Source organism: Pseudomonas sp. BIGb0381 (assembly GCF_024809815.1).
In the GTDB taxonomy this organism is placed as follows: Bacteria; Pseudomonadota; Gammaproteobacteria; order Pseudomonadales; family Pseudomonadaceae; genus Aquipseudomonas.
The window spans coordinates 584,737-599,979 of record NZ_JANUEN010000001.1 but is presented as its reverse complement, the minus strand read 5'-3'; the positions used below and the strand labels follow the sequence as shown (position 1 = coordinate 599,979).

General features: G+C 59.5%; 20 protein-coding genes. 7 read left to right on the top strand and 13 right to left on the bottom strand.

What is annotated here, in order from left to right; genetic code table 11:
- Positions 1-69 precede the first annotated feature (69 nt).
- The 4 genes from M2397_RS02980 (at position 70) to tsaA (ending at position 2,554) form a co-directional block, all read left to right on the top strand.
- On the top strand, positions 70-543 hold the full coding sequence (locus M2397_RS02980; protein WP_131697342.1) for a GNAT family N-acetyltransferase: 474 nt from the start codon (positions 70-72) through the stop codon (positions 541-543).
- 71 nt (positions 544-614) lie between these two features.
- Entirely contained in the window at positions 615-1,325 is a 711-nt protein-coding gene (locus tag M2397_RS02975; protein ID WP_027604539.1) for an rRNA pseudouridine synthase, read from the top strand.
- A 68-nt stretch (positions 1,326-1,393) separates the two neighbouring features.
- Positions 1,394-1,855: a DUF1456 family protein gene (locus M2397_RS02970; protein ID WP_131697343.1), complete on the top strand. Its 462-nt coding sequence runs from the start codon at positions 1,394-1,396 to the stop codon at positions 1,853-1,855.
- Positions 1,856-1,858: 3 nt separating this feature from the next.
- Positions 1,859-2,554, top strand: a complete 696-nt coding sequence (gene tsaA, locus M2397_RS02965; protein WP_131697344.1) for a tRNA (N6-threonylcarbamoyladenosine(37)-N6)-methyltransferase TrmO — start codon at positions 1,859-1,861, stop codon at positions 2,552-2,554.
- A 116-nt stretch (positions 2,555-2,670) separates the two neighbouring features.
- Here the strand turns inward: tsaA and fpr are convergent, their stop codons facing one another.
- Positions 2,671-3,450: a ferredoxin-NADP reductase gene (gene fpr, locus M2397_RS02960; protein ID WP_024073760.1), complete on the bottom strand. Its 780-nt coding sequence runs from the start codon at positions 3,448-3,450 to the stop codon at positions 2,671-2,673.
- A gap of 124 nt (positions 3,451-3,574) precedes the next feature.
- Here fpr and M2397_RS02955 point away from each other — a divergent pair, with 124 nt between their 5' ends.
- Entirely contained in the window at positions 3,575-4,501 is a 927-nt protein-coding gene (locus M2397_RS02955; RefSeq protein WP_042944277.1) for a LysR family transcriptional regulator, read from the top strand.
- Positions 4,502-4,504: 3 nt separating this feature from the next.
- Here the strand turns inward: M2397_RS02955 and M2397_RS02950 are convergent, their stop codons facing one another.
- The 3 genes from M2397_RS02950 to M2397_RS02940 form a co-directional block, all read right to left on the bottom strand.
- Positions 4,505-4,867, bottom strand: coding sequence for a diacylglycerol kinase (locus tag M2397_RS02950; protein WP_065938722.1), 363 nt, complete (start codon positions 4,865-4,867; stop codon positions 4,505-4,507).
- Between the two features lie 75 nt (positions 4,868-4,942).
- The gene (gene erdR / locus M2397_RS02945; protein ID WP_131697345.1) at positions 4,943-5,593 is read right to left on the bottom strand and encodes a response regulator transcription factor ErdR; all 651 of its coding nucleotides are present in this window, start codon (positions 5,591-5,593) and stop codon (positions 4,943-4,945) included.
- A 261-nt stretch (positions 5,594-5,854) separates the two neighbouring features.
- On the bottom strand, positions 5,855-6,565 hold the full coding sequence (locus M2397_RS02940; RefSeq protein ID WP_259242278.1) for a tRNA-uridine aminocarboxypropyltransferase: 711 nt from the start codon (positions 6,563-6,565) through the stop codon (positions 5,855-5,857).
- A 179-nt stretch (positions 6,566-6,744) separates the two neighbouring features.
- Here M2397_RS02940 and M2397_RS02935 point away from each other — a divergent pair, with 179 nt between their 5' ends.
- Both M2397_RS02935 and M2397_RS02930 read left to right on the top strand, forming a co-directional pair.
- Positions 6,745-7,185: a PA3611 family quorum-sensing-regulated virulence factor gene (locus M2397_RS02935; RefSeq protein ID WP_065903274.1), complete on the top strand. Its 441-nt coding sequence runs from the start codon at positions 6,745-6,747 to the stop codon at positions 7,183-7,185.
- 376 nt (positions 7,186-7,561) lie between these two features.
- Positions 7,562-8,674, top strand: a complete 1,113-nt coding sequence (locus M2397_RS02930) for a TIGR00730 family Rossman fold protein (RefSeq protein ID WP_184744495.1) — start codon at positions 7,562-7,564, stop codon at positions 8,672-8,674.
- Between the two features lie 191 nt (positions 8,675-8,865).
- On the opposite strand, the gene recX is transcribed toward M2397_RS02930, so the two are convergent.
- From recX to M2397_RS02885, 9 genes are all read right to left on the bottom strand, one after another.
- Positions 8,866-9,333: a recombination regulator RecX gene (gene recX / locus M2397_RS02925; protein WP_016977936.1), complete on the bottom strand. Its 468-nt coding sequence runs from the start codon at positions 9,331-9,333 to the stop codon at positions 8,866-8,868.
- Between the two features lie 8 nt (positions 9,334-9,341).
- Entirely contained in the window at positions 9,342-10,400 is a 1,059-nt protein-coding gene (recA, locus tag M2397_RS02920) for a recombinase RecA (RefSeq protein WP_048720087.1), read from the bottom strand.
- Between the two features lie 83 nt (positions 10,401-10,483).
- Positions 10,484-10,984, bottom strand: coding sequence for a CinA family protein (locus M2397_RS02915; protein WP_131697348.1), 501 nt, complete (start codon positions 10,982-10,984; stop codon positions 10,484-10,486).
- A gap of 81 nt (positions 10,985-11,065) precedes the next feature.
- Positions 11,066-11,566, bottom strand: coding sequence for a lysis system i-spanin subunit Rz (locus M2397_RS02910; RefSeq protein ID WP_131697349.1), 501 nt, complete (start codon positions 11,564-11,566; stop codon positions 11,066-11,068).
- Positions 11,554-12,111 (bottom strand): glycoside hydrolase family 19 protein, encoded by a 558-nt coding sequence (locus tag M2397_RS02905; protein WP_131697350.1) that lies wholly within the window; start codon positions 12,109-12,111, stop codon positions 11,554-11,556. Before M2397_RS02905 ends, M2397_RS02910 begins: the two co-directional genes overlap by 13 nt.
- A 22-nt stretch (positions 12,112-12,133) precedes the next feature.
- On the bottom strand, positions 12,134-13,144 hold the full coding sequence (locus tag M2397_RS02900; RefSeq protein ID WP_259242277.1) for a contractile injection system protein, VgrG/Pvc8 family: 1,011 nt from the start codon (positions 13,142-13,144) through the stop codon (positions 12,134-12,136).
- A gap of 9 nt (positions 13,145-13,153) precedes the next feature.
- Positions 13,154-13,366 carry a tail protein X gene (locus M2397_RS02895; protein WP_131697352.1) on the bottom strand — a complete coding sequence of 71 codons (213 nt, stop codon included), beginning with the start codon at positions 13,364-13,366 and terminating at the stop codon, positions 13,154-13,156.
- On the bottom strand, positions 13,359-13,742 hold the full coding sequence (locus M2397_RS02890; protein ID WP_131697353.1) for a phage tail protein: 384 nt from the start codon (positions 13,740-13,742) through the stop codon (positions 13,359-13,361). The genes M2397_RS02895 and M2397_RS02890 overlap by 8 nt, the downstream gene beginning before the upstream one ends.
- The gene (locus tag M2397_RS02885) at positions 13,742-15,199 is read right to left on the bottom strand and encodes a hypothetical protein (RefSeq protein ID WP_145335106.1); all 1,458 of its coding nucleotides are present in this window, start codon (positions 15,197-15,199) and stop codon (positions 13,742-13,744) included. The genes M2397_RS02890 and M2397_RS02885 overlap by 1 nt, the downstream gene beginning before the upstream one ends.
- Between the last annotated feature and the right edge of the window lie 44 nt (positions 15,200-15,243).

The window sequence follows — 15,243 nt, the reverse complement described above, 5'->3', positions numbered from 1 at the left end:
CAAGATGCGGGGCTTTTTTAGGTCTATTGTTTTGCCCATCGGCACCCATCATGGCAAGGGGCAGCGGGCATGCGCCAGCATTCGGTTATCCACACACCTAAAACCGGCGACTACGCAGAATTGACGCGCATCTGGGAGGCCTCGGTGCGGGCCACCCATGATTTTTTACCGGACAGCTACATCGAGTTGCTGAAAAACCTGGTGCTGACCCGCTACCTGGATTCGGTGATGCTGATCTGCACCCGTGACCCGCGCCAACGCATCACCGGGTTTGCCGGGGTGGCGTGCGGTAAGGTGGAGATGCTGTTTATCGACCCGCAATACCGCGGGCAGGGCCTCGGCCGGCAGTTGCTGCGTTATGCAATCGAAAGCATGAACGCCGACGAACTGGACGTTAACGAGCAGAATCCCCAGGCCTTGGGGTTCTATTTCAAGCAGGGTTTCGAAGTGATCGGGCGCACCGAGCATGATGGCTTGGGGCAGCCTTATCCATTGCTGCACCTGCGGCTGCGCCAGCAACAACAAAAGGCCCGTCAGGGCTAAATGAAATGGGGCCGGGATTAACCGCGCCCACACAGGTACAATAGCCGCCCCCTTTTGTTACGGCCCTTGTCATGACTGACCCCATACGCCTCTCCAAACGCCTTATCGAACTGGTCGGTTGCTCCCGTCGGGAGGCTGAGCTGTTTATCGAAGGCGGCTGGGTCTCGGTGGACGGTGAAGTGATCGACGAACCGCAATTCAAGATCACCACCCAGAAGGTCGAACTGGACCCAGAGGCCAAGGCCACCGCGCCAGAGCCGGTGACCATCCTGTTCCACGCCCCGGTCGGTGTAGATGCAGAGACGGCAATGGCCTCGATCAGCGCCGAAACCCTGTCCGAAGAACACCGCTTCAGCAAGCGTCCGCTCAAGGGCCACTTCCTGCGCCTGACCGCCAGCGCCGACCTGCAAGCCAAGGCCAGCGGCCTGTTGGTGTTTACCCAGGACTGGAAGATTCTGCGCAAGTTGACCGCCGATGCCGCCAAGATCGAGCAGGAATACGTGGTGGAGGTTGAAGGCGACATGGTTGCCCACGGCCTCAACCGCCTGAACCACGGCCTGACCTACAAAGGCAAAGAGCTGCCAGCCGTGAAAGCCAGCTGGCAGAACGAAAATCGCCTGCGCTTTGCGATGAAGAACCCGCAACCGGGCGTGATCGCCCTGTTCTGCGAAGCCGTTGGCCTGAAAGTCGTTGCCATCCGCCGCATTCGCATCGGCGGCGTGTCCATCGGCAAAGTGCCAGTCGGCCAATGGCGTTACCTGTCCGGCAAAGAGAAGTTCTAAGCCGCCTCCCCTTTCCAGGCACCGCCCCACCCGGCGGCGCCCACCGTTGAAAACCAGGATTGCCCACCATGATTCACAACGACGTACTGCGCAGCGTGCGCTACATGCTCGACATCAGCGACAACAAGATGGTCGAGCTGATCAAGCTCGGCGGCATGGAAGTGACCAAGGAAGACCTGCTGACTTACCTCAAGAAAGATGAGGAAGAAGGTTTTGTGTTCTGCCCGGATGACGTCATGGCCCACTTCCTTGATGGCCTGGTGATTTTCAAACGCGGCAAGGACGAAAGCCGTCCGCCGCAGCCGATCGAAACCCCGGTAACCAACAACATCATCCTCAAGAAGCTGCGCGTGGCCTTCGAACTGAAGGAAGACGACATGCACGCCATCCTCAAGGCTGCCGAATTCCCGGTGTCCAAGCCTGAACTGAGCGCACTGTTCCGCAAGTTCGGCCACACCAACTACCGCACCTGTGGCGACCAGTTGCTGCGCAACTTCCTCAAGGGCCTGACGCTGCGGGTTCGTGCGTAAGCCATGAGTTACCAGGTCTCGCCCGTCGGTTTCGTACGTTCCTGCTTCAAGGAAAAGTTCGCCATCCCGCGCCAACCGCAACTGGCGCCTGCCGCGCGGGGCGTGCTGGAGTTGGTGGCGCCGTTCGACCAGGGTGAGGCGGTACAGGGCCTGGAACAGGTCAGCCACGTGTGGCTGTTGTTCCTGTTCCACCAGGCCCTGGAAGATAAACCTCGTCTGAAAGTGCGCCCGCCACGCCTGGGCGGCAACACGTCCATGGGCGTGTTTGCGACCCGCGCGACTCATCGGCCCAACGGGATTGGCCAGTCAGTGGTCAAGCTGGACAAAGTGGAGCCGGGGCGGCTGTGGATTTCCGGGATCGATTTGCTCGATGGCACACCGGTGTTGGATATCAAGCCGTATGTGCCCTACGCCGACATCATCGACACGGCCACCAACAACATCGCCAGTGGAGCGCCGCAGTTGATTCCCGTGCAGTGGCTGAAGACGGCTCTGCAGCAGGCACAAGGCCACGCTCAGCGCCTTGGAGAGCCATTGGTGGAGTTGATCGATCAGTGTCTGGCACAGGATCCACGGCCGGCGTACCAGACGCCTGGGCCTGAGCGCGAATACGGGGCGCAGTTCTGGGATGTGGATGTGCGCTGGCACTATCCTGAGGCGGGGATGATTTGTGTGCTGGAAGTGGTTCCGGCGGGATAAACCGGAAACCAAATGTGGGAGAGGGCTTGCTCCCGATGGCGGTGGGTCAGTCGATATACAAGTTGACTGATCCACTGCCATCGGGAGCAAGCCCCCTCCCATATTTTTTACCGCAGTTATTTCTCGACGAACGCGCGTTCGATCAAGTAATCACCCGGCTCACGCATGCGTGGCGAAACCTTCAGGCCGAAGCTGTTCAGCACTTCGCTGGTCTCATCCAACATGCTTGGGCTGCCGCACAACATGGCGCGGTCGTCCTCGGGGTTGATCGGTGGCAGGCCGATGTCGCGAAACAGCTTGCCGCTGCGCATCAGGTCGGTCAGGCGGCCTTCGTTTTCGAAAGGCTCGCGGGTCACGGTCGGGTAGTAGATCAACTTTTCACGCAGGGCCTCGCCGAAGAACTCGTTCTGCGGCAGGTGCTCGGTGATGAATTCGCGATAAGCGACTTCGTTGACGTAACGCACGCCGTGGCACAGGATCACTTTTTCGAAACGCTCGTAGGTTTCCGGGTCCTGGATCACGCTCATGAACGGAGCAAGGCCGGTACCGGTGCTGAGCAGGTACAGGTGTTTACCCGGCTTCAGATCGTCAAGCACCAGGGTGCCTGTCGGTTTCTTGCTGATGATGATCTCGTCGCCTTCCTTCAAGTGCTGCAATTGGGAAGTCAGCGGGCCATCCGGCACCTTGATGCTGAAGAACTCCAGATGCTCTTCCCAGTTCGGGCTGGCAATGGAGTAAGCGCGCATGAGCGGGCGGCCGTTGGGCTGTTGCAGGCCGATCATCACGAACTGACCGTTCTCGAAGCGCAGGCCCGGATCGCGGGTGCACTTGAAGCTGAACAGAGTGTCGTTCCAGTGATGAACACTGAGGACACGCTCGTGGTTCATGTTGCTCATGTACGGGGGACTCCTGGGAATGGGTCTGCGCCAAAGATGAAGTGCGCAATTGCACAGCATTCTAATGGCGGCGACAATATCTGTTAACTGGATTATTAAGATAAGGGTTATCGGTTATATCGATATGCGATTTACTCTCCGTCAACTGCAAGTCTTCGTCGCCGTCGCCCAGCAGGAAAGCGTCTCCCGCGCTGCTGGCCTTCTGGCCTTATCTCAATCCGCCGCCAGCACCTCGATTACCGAGCTGGAGCGCCAATCCAGCTGCCAATTATTCGACCGCGCCGGTAAACGCCTGAGTCTCAACGCTTTGGGCCATCAGCTGTTGCCTCAAGCGGTGGCGCTGTTGGACCAGGCCAAGGAGATCGAAGACCTGCTCAACGGTAAGTCCGGCTTCGGCTCCCTGGCGGTCGGCGCTACCCTGACCATTGGCAATTACCTGGCCACCCTGCTGATCGGCAGCTTCATGCAGCAGCACCCGGAAAGCCAAGTGAAGCTGCATGTGCAGAACACTGCCAATATCGTGCACCAGGTTGCGCACTACGAAATTGATCTGGGTCTAATCGAAGGCGACTGCAGCCACCCCGATATAGAGGTGCAAACTTGGGTGGAAGATGAGCTGGTGGTGTTTTGCGCGCCTCAGCACCACCTGGCCAAGCGCGGCGTGGCCACCATGGAAGAGTTGACCCATGAGGCATGGATCCTGCGGGAGCAAGGCTCCGGCACCCGTCTGACCTTTGACCAAGCCATGCGTCATCACCGCAGTGCGCTGAATATCCGCCTGGAGCTGGAGCATACCGAGGCGATCAAACGGGCGGTGGAATCGGGTTTGGGGATTGGGTGTATTTCCCGGCTGGCGCTGCGCGATGCATTTCGCCGTGGCAGCCTGGTGCCGGTAGAAACCCCGGACCTGGACCTGGCCCGGCAGTTCTACTTCATCTGGCATAAACAGAAATACCAAACCTCAGCGATGCGCGAGTTCCTGGAGCTGTGCCGCGCCTTCACCGCCGGGGTTCAGCGCAGCGACGAGATCGTGCTGCCAAGCATTGCCTGATCGTTAGATCAGAATCACTGCCCACACCAGGGTGATCATGGTCAGTGCCACGAATTGCGCGGCGCTGCCCATGTCCTTGGCGTTTTTCGACAAGGGATGGCGATCAAGAGAAATACGGTCGATCGCCGCTTCTACCGCCGAATTGAGCAATTCAACGATCAAGGCCAACAGGCACACCGCAATCAGCAGCGCCCGCTCAACACGGCTGACGTGCAGGAAAAAACTCAGCGGGATCAGGATGACGTTCAACAGCACCAGTTGACGGAACGCCGCCTCGCCGGTGAAAGCCGCGCGCAGGCCATCCAGGGAATAGCCCCCTGCATTAAAGATACGTTTGAGACCGGTTTGACCCTTGAAAGGCGACATAGACGTAGGCAACTGAACCAAAGAAGTGGGGAAACTAGATCACGCAAAGTCAAAAAAGCGTGAATCGGTAACAACTTAATGCTGCGAAATAGACTCAAGTTGTTGCAAGAGCAGCGCCGCCTGGGTCCGCGTGCGCACCCCCAATTTGCGAAAGATCGCCGTGACGTGAGCCTTGATGGTCGCTTCCGACACACTCAGCTCGTAGGCGATCTGCTTGTTCAGCAAACCTTCGCAGACCATGGTCAGCACTCGAAACTGCTGGGGCGTCAGGCTGGCCAGGCCATCGCGGGCGGCCTTGGCTTCGTCGGACACGTTGATTTGTTCAAACGCTTGGGGCGGCCAGGAAACATCACCGTCCAACACTGCGCGCACGGCCTTCTGAATATCTTCCATCGCGCTGGACTTTGGAATGAAGCCACTGGCGCCAAATTCCTTGGAGCGCACCACTACGTCGGCGTCTTCCTGGGCAGAGACCATCACCACGGGGATCTGAGGGTATTGCCCACGCAGGAGCACCAGCCCCGAGAAACCGTAGGCGCCAGGCATGTTCAGGTCGAGCAGCACCAGGTCCCAATCGGATTTTTCAGTAAGGCGGGCTTCCAGCTCGGCAATGCTGGCCACTTCAACCAGGCGCACGTCGGGGCCAAGACCCAGGGTCACGGCCTGATGCAGCGCACTGCGAAACAGCGGGTGGTCATCGGCTATCAGGATTTCGTATGTGGCCATTGATTAAATGATCCTGTTTTTTATGGCAGCCCTGATGGGTTCAGGGTTCGCCAGTACACCAGGCAACGGCCAGGCAGCCATTGCCACAGGGCAGGTTCAACGTCAAAAGCACCTGAATCGACGTCGAAAATTCACGGTTGCGCCCCAATCGGCGCCCAGCATGCCCAGCGCAGCCTGGGGGGTCAAGCACTACGCCCATGGGCATTTTAGCGAGGTGCGGGTTTACGCTGCCATCATGCAAACGTCGCCTGGCTATCGCGCTTATATATAGGGTGCAAGACGAGTATGGACGCTGTCGGCCGGATCCAGTGGCAACTGGAACTTTGCGGCCAGGTAATGGGTGCTGAATACGTCAAGATAGGCGTCCAGCACTTCGCTTGCCGCGGCGTCATCGGCCAGCTCCAGGCACAGGGCCGCGACTTCGGCGGTGCAGAAATGGTCGTCGCGCTTGGAGCGGCGCAGTTTGTAGCGCGAGAGCTGCTCCGGCGCCAGACTCAATACCGGCAGATGCTCCAGATAAGGGCTCTTGCGGAACATCTTGCGCGCTTCGCTCCAGGTGCCATCCAGCAGGATGAACAGCGGGCGCCTGCCTTCTGCCACCGTCACTGTACTGACGACACGTTCGGGTGCTACAAATTCGCCGGGGAACACGATGTAGGGCTGCCACTGCGGGTCAGCGAGCAGGGTGAGCAAATCCGGGTCGACTTCGGTGCGCGACCAGGCGAAGGCGGTAGTGTCGTCGATAACATCGGCGATCAGCCAGCCAGTGTTGCTGGGCTTCATCGGTTCGACATCGTGCATCAGCAGGCACATAGCAGACCTGGCTGCGACCCGGGGGCGCCAGGCGCACAGGCAATACTCGGGAATGACCCGGCAGCCGGGACAGCGTTCGGCACGGGAGCCTCGATTGACGAAGGGCTTGATCGCGCGTGCCAGTCGCTGGGTACGCAGGCGGGAGACGGCGTGGCTCATCGGATGCGCCGTACAGAGGGGTAGATCGACACGGACAAAACTCGTGAAAGGCTGAAGTGGCCGCAGTTTACCAGCGATACGCCTGGCTGTAGTGGCAAGGCGTCACCTATAATTGCGCGCCACTGAACGCACAGCGCAGTGGCTGGTCTATGCACCAGTAACCGAATCAGGAGAGTTTCATGCTGCGTTCCATGCTGCGTCTTGCCGCCCCATCCATCGCACTTGCGCTGGTACTGCCCGTGGGCGCCCAGGCGGCCTCGCTGCTGGAGGCCCAAATGAACCGGAAGCTGCAAAGCGTCGCTGCTGAAAGTAACAAGGACCTGCCCCGGGAAATCGACGAAAAAACCCTCGAAGTCGCCTACACCGTTGAAGGCATGCAGTTGATCGATCACCTGAGCGTCTTGCCCGACCGTGCCGAACAAATGCGCGCCAACCCCAAGGCTGTGTACTTCCAACTCGGGCAAAGCGTGTGCCTGAACAAAGGTTATCGCGAGCTGATGGCCAAGGGCGCAGTGATGCGCTACGAAATCACCGAGAACAAGACCAACCGTCCTGTGGCATCGGTGAAGTTCGTGGAAGCGGATTGCCCGGCACCGGCTGCCGCCAAGAAGAAAAAGTAATCTTCGCTAGCCCCTCGCGCGCTGCTGTCCAGTAGCGCGCACTCCCCCGCGTCAACTCCCTGAACATCGCTGAACTACCTGATGAGCGACCAATAAGCGGTTGCCAGCCAAGGGTTTTTCGGCCCATCATCAAGTCATCCCAATCGCCCGTTCATAACGGCTCCCGTGCTGTTCTGTAACAATTTCTGAGCAAAACAGGGTTGCCCTCCTGCGACTTGCAGTGCAAAGGTTTTTTAAATCACAAGGAACATACAGAGCCCGTTTGTCGCCTGGCAAACATGTGCAATGCCTTGGGCATGCAGCGACACAAGCAGTGTCGTGGCCCCGGACGAATTTCTCGCCGCAGGCCCAGCCTCTGTGAAGAAGGAGAAGTTGAATGCCTTACGAACCGAATGACAGCCTGATCCGGCATTTTGAAGAAAACGGCGCTGACCTTACGCAGCAGGTCGAAGCTCAACTCCAGCAGATCGCCCCCAACAGCCCGAATATCCCCCTGTATCGCGACATGATTCTGACCGTGCTACGCATGGCCCAGGACGACCGCAACCGCTGGAACGCCAAGATCACCTTGCAAGCCATTCGCGAACTGGACCACGCCTTCCGCGTACTCGAACAGTTCAAGGGGCGCCGCAAAGTCACAGTGTTCGGCTCGGCACGCACCCCGGTGGAAAGCCCGCTGTACGCCTTGGCCCGCGAGGTGGGTGCCGCACTGGCACGCTCGGACCTGATGGTGATCACCGGTGGCGGCGGCGGCATCATGGCGGCAGCCCACGAAGGGGCTGGCCTGGAACACAGCCTGGGCTTCAACATTACCCTGCCGTTTGAACAGCATGCCAACCCAACCATCGATGGCACCGAGAACCTGCTGTCCTTCCACTTCTTCTTTACCCGCAAGCTGTTCTTCGTCAAGGAAGCCGATGCGCTGGTGCTGTGCCCGGGTGGTTTCGGCACACTGGATGAAGCCCTGGAAGTATTGACCCTGATCCAGACCGGCAAAAGCCCGCTGGTGCCGGTGGTGTTGCTGGATGCGCCGGGTGGCGGTTTCTGGCAGGGGGCCCTGGACTTTATCCGTAGCCAACTGGAAGCCAATCGCTACATCCTGCCCACTGACCTCAAGCTGGTACGCCTGGTGTACAGCGCTGAAGAGGCAGTGGAAGAGATCAATAGGTTTTATGCCAACTTCCATTCCACGCGCTGGTTGAAACGTGAGTTTGTGGTGCGCATGAATCACCCGCTCAGTGATCGAGCGCTGGCTCATTTGCAGAGTGAATTTTCCAGCCTGCGGTTGAGTGGAGAATTCCAGCAGCTTGCCTATACGGGCGAGGAGCATGATGAGCCGAAGTTCAGCCATTTGACGCGGTTGGTGTTCAACTTCAATGGCCGCGACCAGGGCCGGCTGCGGGAGCTGGTGGATTACATCAACTTGCCGGAGAACTGGGCGCAGGCCCAGGGGAAGACGCAACAGCGGGTAGCGCCGCAGCCGGCGTGAAATCCAGAAACGCAGAATCCAGAAACGAAAAAAGGCCCGCTATTTTCATAGCGGGCCTTTTTTGGGTGTTTCAGGTTTAGATCGAAGGTAAGGCCATTGGGGCTGCTTCGCAGCCCGACGCGGGGCAAGCCCGCTCGCCACAACAAGCCCATTCACCACACTACAAGGCCGTTCATCACACAACAAAGTGTTCAGTCGTCCATATCTCGACCGCTGAGTAAGCGGCTGATCATTTCCATCGAAAAACCGCGATAACTCAAGAAACGCCCCTGCTTCGCACGTTCCCTGGCATCGATGGGGAGATGACCAGAAAATTTGCGACGCCAGGTGTCTTCCAGTTGCGCCTGCCAACTGATACCGCACTCACGCAAGGCAAGGTCGATATCGGCGCGCTGTAAACCGCGCTGGCTCAGCTCTTCGCGAATCCGCGCGGGGCCGTAGCCGGAGCGAGCTCGGTAGGAGACAAAACTTTCGAGGTAACGGGCTTCCGAAAGCAGCCCCTCTTCCGTCAAACGGTCAAGGGCAGTTTCGATCATCTCGGGTTCCGCGCCGCGCTGACGCAGTTTACGCGTCAGCTCGACTCGACCGTGCTCGCGGCGAGCGAGCAGGTCCATTGCGGTGCGCCGAACGGCGACAAGTGTATCCAGTACAACAGTCATCGTTTGCTTCAGATGTCAGTGTCGGCTTCTTCTACTTCTTCAACCGGCTCGCGGTTGGCGGCAGCTTTCACGTCTGGTGCTGGGGTCAGCAGTTTGTCGCGAATCTGCTTCTCAAGCGTGGCAGCGATATCCGGGTTGTCCGCCAGGAACTTGGCCGAGTTGGCCTTGCCCTGACCGATCTTGCTGCCGTTATAGGCATACCAGGCACCGGACTTCTCGACGAAGCCGTGCAGCACGCCCAGATCGATCATCTCGCCGTTCAGGTAGATACCCTTGCCGTAGAGAATCTGGAATTCAGCCTGGCGGAAAGGCGGAGCCACTTTGTTCTTCACGACCTTGACGCGGGTTTCGCTACCCACAACCTCATCACCCTCTTTCACCGCGCCAGTACGGCGGATGTCCAGACGGACCGACGCGTAGAACTTCAGCGCGTTACCACCGGTGGTGGTTTCCGGGCTGCCGAACATCACGCCGATCTTCATACGGATCTGGTTGATGAAGATCACCAGGCAGTTGGCGTTCTTGATGTTACCGGTGATTTTACGCAGCGCCTGGGACATCAGGCGGGCTTGCAGGCCCACGTGCATGTCGCCCATTTCGCCTTCGATTTCTGCCTTGGGTACCAGAGCTGCCACGGAGTCGACCACGATCACGTCGATGGCGTTGGAGCGCACCAGCATGTCGGTGATTTCCAGGGCTTGCTCACCAGTGTCCGGCTGGGACACCAGCAGGTCGTCAACGTTGACGCCCAGCTTGCCGGCGTATTCAGGATCCAGGGCGTGCTCGGCGTCGACGAACGCGCACGTGGCGCCCATTTTTTGCGCTTGGGCAATCACCGACAGGGTCAGGGTAGTTTTACCGGAAGATTCAGGGCCGTAGATTTCAACGATACGGCCTTTTGGCAGGCCGCCAATGCCGAGCGCGATGTCCAGACCCAGAGAGCCAGTGGAAATAGCCGGGATCGCCTGACGGTCGTGATCGCCCATACGCATTACGGCACCCTTGCCGAATTGACGTTCGATCTGACCCAGGGCCGCAGCCAAGGCTTTCTTCTTGTTGTCGTCCATTAAAGTCCTCACGTAATCAATAAGGCCTGACGGCCAACACCTGTATAAGTAGACAGTATTGTTCCACAAAGATCAGAGATCGCCTACCCCTGATTTTCTATTTCTGCTGCAGCTCGTCGCAACAAGCCCTCCAGCGCGGCCTTCACCGTTTGTCGGCGGACCTCATCGCGGTTGCCGGGGAAGTGCGCAAGCTCGGCCGTGACCTCCTCGCCAACACCAAAGGCCAACCATACGGTGCCCACCGGTTTGTCCGCCGAACCACCATCCGGCCCCGCCACACCGCTGACCGCCACGGCAAAGCGCGCCAGGCTTTTCTCCTGGGCGCCGCGCACCATGGCCTCCACCACTTCCTGGCTGACCGCCCCAACCTTTGGAAACAACGTCTCCGGCACATTCAACTGCCGGGTCTTCTGCCGATTGGAATAGGTGACATACCCCGCCTCGAACCAGGCCGAACTCCCAGGGATCCGCGTAATGGCCTCGGCGATACCGCCACCGGTACAGGATTCGGCCGTGGTGACGTGGGCATTGAGCACCTGCAGGCGGCGACCCAGTTCAGCGGCAAGTTGAGTGATTTCCTTCACGACGGTCTCCAGAAGTGGGCGGGGGTTTGCCTACCCTACAGGAGCAAATCGCTCATGCAAGCGACAGACGGGAACAAGAGATTAGCGGGTGACAGCGCGCACATAAGCCTGGCAAGCGCGCAAGGCGATCAGTCCTTGGTCGCCGGCATCGGTGATGCCGATAATTCGTTGAGCATGCGCCGGGTCAAGTCGGGCTCGCGCGGCTGCATGAACCACGCGGACGGCGGTGGCGGCGGTTGGCATTGCACAGCCACTGGCGGGCTCGGCTGCGTCGAGAAGGACTGACAACCGCACATCAGCAGTGGCCAGGCGGTCGCGCAGAGCAGCCTGGTTATGTTGCGCATCGCTTAACTCCCGAGCATGGTGTTGGGCGCTGGCACTGAGCTGTTGCTCCAGGGCCAGCCGTTTGTCCTGCTGTACCTGTTGCTGGCGCAGGGCTGCCTGGGTTTGTTGACTGAGCGCCTGGGCATGGACAGCCGCTTGCCGCTCCAACTGCGCCCCCAATCGCCAAGCCTGTACTTGCCAGGTCACCGCCACTAACAGGCAAACGCCGATCAATCGCCAAGCCCCTAGGAAGCGCATAACACCGCCTTCGCCAGCGCCCACAATCGCAAGCGATCCTCGAGCCCATTCAACCCGCCGTTGATCCGCCGTGTGATGGCGGTGAACTGATCCTTGTCTGCCAGCTCATTCAGGCCATTGCTCTGCCAGAACCAGGCGGCCGACTCAGCCGCCCATTGTGGTTGCTCCAACAACATGGGATATCTCAACAGACGATCATCACCAAACAACGCCTGGCTGCATGCCAGGTAATTGCGCCGACCGGTGATCTGGATCAGCCCCCTGCCCCGGTACAACTGACCATCGCCATCCGCTTCAGAGGTGTTGCCCAGGCGCGCGGCCAGGCTGCCGGTGTCGTATTTGCTCAGGTAGTGATCGCTGCCCAGTTCACGGACGTAACGCAGTTCGCCGGATTCGTGGCCAATCTGGGCGAGGAAGGCGGCGATGCGCTTCGCACGGTTGATCTCGAAACGAACGAAAGCCGCATTCAAGGGCGCTAAAAAAAGGCCCGCTCTAAGGCGGGCATCCGGCATAACGCCAAGCAGTTGGGGGAGTGTTATCACCATTGGTTTTACTCTCGAAAAGTAGCTATCTCGACAACCCACCGGCCGTAATCGAACTGCGGTATCCCGTCACCGGATCGCCGACATGAACCACCTGCCTTATCGACCATCGTCCCTGCATATAGGACGGCCAGCTCTCATCCAGCACTAACAGCCCTTCCGCGGCCAACAATGGATTGCCCGGGCAATCGATCAGCAACTTCACATTTTCACGCCCCACACGGCGTAGTTCGCCTTCGGCAACGGCGCGGGCTTCGGCTTCGTTCTGGTAGCGTTGGCGTAAGGTTTTGAACGGGGCGTTCCCCACCTGGACTACGCGCTGCTTGCCGGCTGAGGCATCCCACCAACTGGCGCGGCAGCCTTCGTATTTCGAGCGGGATTTTTCGTCGAGTTTGGCGGTAATGAAGCTCTGTTCACCGGGGCGGTTATCATCCGTCACGGACAGCTTCACTTCCGGCAGTAGCTGGCCGGAGAGCGACTTGACTCGGCCGGCTTCGGCCAACACATAGAGTTCGTTAAACGGTTTGGTCACCGCACTATAGAGTCGGGCAAGGCGCGAAATGAACGCCATGTCGCTTTCGTTGGACTGGTCGATGTGCGCGATCGCAATCCCCTCCAGCGCTGGCGCCACTCGCGGTGAATAGCCGTGACGACTGACCAGTCGGCGAAACAGCGCGCCCAGGGTGGTCGGACCGTAACTGGCGGATCGACGCTGGCGGTAACCCGTTGCATCGACCACGCTGAAGGGCGCTGCGGTGGCTACGATCATCAAGCGCATGGGAAACAGCACCGGGGTCCGTTGGGTGACGACAAACTCGCCCTTCTCCACCAACCCCGATTCCAGGTAACCGACACGCAAGCCGATCTTGCCGTTCAGAGTGGGCAGGCCGTCCAGCCCCTCGATATTGAGGGTCAGCTCCAGCCGGTCAGTCTCAATGCCCGCAGCGTCAGTGTGGCTCCAGCGCATCAGGCGTTGATTGAGCAGCGCCGCGTTGGCGCCATAAAACTCGACGATAGGCGTAAATCCCTGTGCCATGCAGCCTCCTTAATCCCAGGCCAAAACGGGTCGCGCAGCACCTGACCGAGCGTGCAATTCCGGCACGATCACCCACACGCCGGCCGGTAGCACCGGGCCATATTCGGCAAGCTCGGGGTTCAGGCGCCAGAGGGTTTCTTCCGCTGCGTCATCGCAACGGCCCAACTCCCGATAAAGCAACAGATTGACCGAATCACCGGCGATACTTCGCACTCTACGCATTGACGAATTCCTCTAACTCCAGCGTCCAGGCCATGACCATAGCGGTGCCGTCATCGATCACATTGCTCTGGGTTTCCACCACCGAATTAATCCGCCACAAGCCCCAGTTACGGCCGATGCCGTCAACCAAAGGCAACGGCGCACGCGTGTTTTGCAGCGCGCGCAACTCGTCCAAGCGCTGCATGCCTACGCCGTACATGGCCGTGCCGCTGAATGTGAGTTTTTCCAGCTTCTGACCGCTCTGCCGCGACTGCGACTTGCTGGCAATAATCGCCAGGTCACTCCAGCCGCCGTCGCTGGCACGGATCAACGAGGAATAGGCAAATCCTCGGGACAAGCCAAAGATAAAGTCGCCGAGCACCATTTGTTGTCGCATCAGTCACCTCCTGGAGGATCGGCCAGTGCCGCGTTGCGTCGGATGCCCAGGCTGTCGGTGAGCATCGGCATGCATTGGAACTGCAGCGCCTGGATCACCTGGTTGACGACCTGCTGGGCATCGGCGGGGTTTACACCGGTGATCTGGATACTCGGGGCGAGGGTGACTTGCACGTTATCCGTGCGCGCCGCGTTGAGTTCCTTGCTCACCGCATTGGGTGCAGGCAGGCGATCACTTGAACTGAACAATTTGTCGCCCAGCCAGGCGCCCGCCTCACTGCCCAGCAAACCGCCAATTGCGCCACCGACAGCGGTGCCAACGCCGGGGAAAACCAGAGTGCCGATAGCGGCGCCTGCGGAGGCACCGGCCCAGGCACCACCGGCGGTGCTGAGGCCTGAGCCGACGGCTTTTACGTCACCATTGCGCACGCCTTGAACCACATTGACTGCAGCGTCGACGTACCGCAGCGGACCGAGACGGCGGGCGCCGACCGACTCCAGCCGGTTCATCGTGTCAGCCAGGCGGGAGGTTGTCGGCATTGGTACGCGGACAACATCTCCAGTGGAATGACTCAAAGGGCTGGACGATAAAGGTTGGGGAGTATTCGCACCCACTTGGCCGGGCATCGGAATCAAGCCTCGTTCCAACGCGTCAATTAACCCGACGCCCCTGCCTGGCGCCAGATTGCGCACGGCACTGCTCCCCAGCCGAGTGTCCGGCGAACTTGGGGAGACACGCTGAGTTGTTGCGCCGCCATGAAAGCCTAATCGTGGGGCTTCCAATACCTTGCTCACCTTCTCGAACAGGTTGCGCACCGTCGCGTTAAACCCACTGGTCGCTTTACTGGAGGTAGAGGTGTTCCTCAACCTCGCCAACCTTGGTCTACCCGAATTTTTGCGCCCGCTCGTGTACTTTGGTCCGAAGCGCTCGCGCCCACGTAGCGCCTCGCTGACGCCTGGGCAGCAACCGTCGCTCCCCTTGCTGGCGCCCTTGAACAACGCGCCAACGCCGGGAATTTTACCAAGCGTCACCTCAAGTGTTTTGTCTGAAACCTTGGTCCTGGCCGACTCCGCCAGGCCTTCACCCGACCACTTGAGCAACTGTGTGATCGAGGATTCGTCGGCAGACGCTTTTTCTTTCGGCGTGTTTTTCGCTTCACTGCCGGTGGAGCCGCCAGCCGTGCCCGCCAGTGCTGCGCTCGTAATGAACAATGTGCTGTTGAGCGTTTCCAGTGTTTCACGCAGCCGCACTTGCTCCAGGGTCAAGGCGTTGATATCCACACTGACGGTGATCAGCGCCGAGCTGAGTTCGGACTGCGGCTGCGGCGCCGCCTCCAGACTCAGAGGAGTGGCAAGGCTTGCGGAAAACGGCGCGAGCACACTACCAAGCTCCACATCGCCGATCATCCAGCGCTTGTCTTCCTGGGCGAGCCTGGTCTGATATTGAGTCTCTTGCATCCCGCTTACTCCTGTTTAACGCCAAGGCGAGTGATCGCGATGTC

Coding starts and splice junctions, on each gene's coding strand:
- M2397_RS02890 (WP_131697353.1), bottom strand. CDS start 13,742: ATGCGACAACAAATGGTGCTCGGCGACTTTATCTTTGGCTTGTCCCGA.
- M2397_RS02935 (WP_065903274.1), top strand. CDS start 6,745: ATGCTGCGTTCCATGCTGCGTCTTGCCGCCCCATCCATCGCACTTGCG.
- M2397_RS02895 (WP_131697352.1), bottom strand. CDS start 13,366: ATGCGTAGAGTGCGAAGTATCGCCGGTGATTCGGTCAATCTGTTGCTT.
- tsaA (WP_131697344.1), top strand. CDS start 1,859: ATGAGTTACCAGGTCTCGCCCGTCGGTTTCGTACGTTCCTGCTTCAAG.
- recA (WP_048720087.1), bottom strand. CDS start 10,400: ATGGACGACAACAAGAAGAAAGCCTTGGCTGCGGCCCTGGGTCAGATC.
- M2397_RS02930 (WP_184744495.1), top strand. CDS start 7,562: ATGCCTTACGAACCGAATGACAGCCTGATCCGGCATTTTGAAGAAAAC.
- M2397_RS02905 (WP_131697350.1), bottom strand. CDS start 12,111: ATGGTGATAACACTCCCCCAACTGCTTGGCGTTATGCCGGATGCCCGC.
- M2397_RS02900 (WP_259242277.1), bottom strand. CDS start 13,144: ATGGCACAGGGATTTACGCCTATCGTCGAGTTTTATGGCGCCAACGCG.
- recX (WP_016977936.1), bottom strand. CDS start 9,333: ATGACTGTTGTACTGGATACACTTGTCGCCGTTCGGCGCACCGCAATG.
- M2397_RS02910 (WP_131697349.1), bottom strand. CDS start 11,566: ATGCGCTTCCTAGGGGCTTGGCGATTGATCGGCGTTTGCCTGTTAGTG.
- M2397_RS02975 (WP_027604539.1), top strand. CDS start 615: ATGACTGACCCCATACGCCTCTCCAAACGCCTTATCGAACTGGTCGGT.
- M2397_RS02970 (WP_131697343.1), top strand. CDS start 1,394: ATGATTCACAACGACGTACTGCGCAGCGTGCGCTACATGCTCGACATC.
- M2397_RS02980 (WP_131697342.1), top strand. CDS start 70: ATGCGCCAGCATTCGGTTATCCACACACCTAAAACCGGCGACTACGCA.
- fpr (WP_024073760.1), bottom strand. CDS start 3,450: ATGAGCAACATGAACCACGAGCGTGTCCTCAGTGTTCATCACTGGAAC.
- M2397_RS02955 (WP_042944277.1), top strand. CDS start 3,575: ATGCGATTTACTCTCCGTCAACTGCAAGTCTTCGTCGCCGTCGCCCAG.
- M2397_RS02940 (WP_259242278.1), bottom strand. CDS start 6,565: ATGAGCCACGCCGTCTCCCGCCTGCGTACCCAGCGACTGGCACGCGCG.
- M2397_RS02885 (WP_145335106.1), bottom strand. CDS start 15,199: ATGCAAGAGACTCAATATCAGACCAGGCTCGCCCAGGAAGACAAGCGC.
- M2397_RS02950 (WP_065938722.1), bottom strand. CDS start 4,867: ATGTCGCCTTTCAAGGGTCAAACCGGTCTCAAACGTATCTTTAATGCA.
- erdR (WP_131697345.1), bottom strand. CDS start 5,593: ATGGCCACATACGAAATCCTGATAGCCGATGACCACCCGCTGTTTCGC.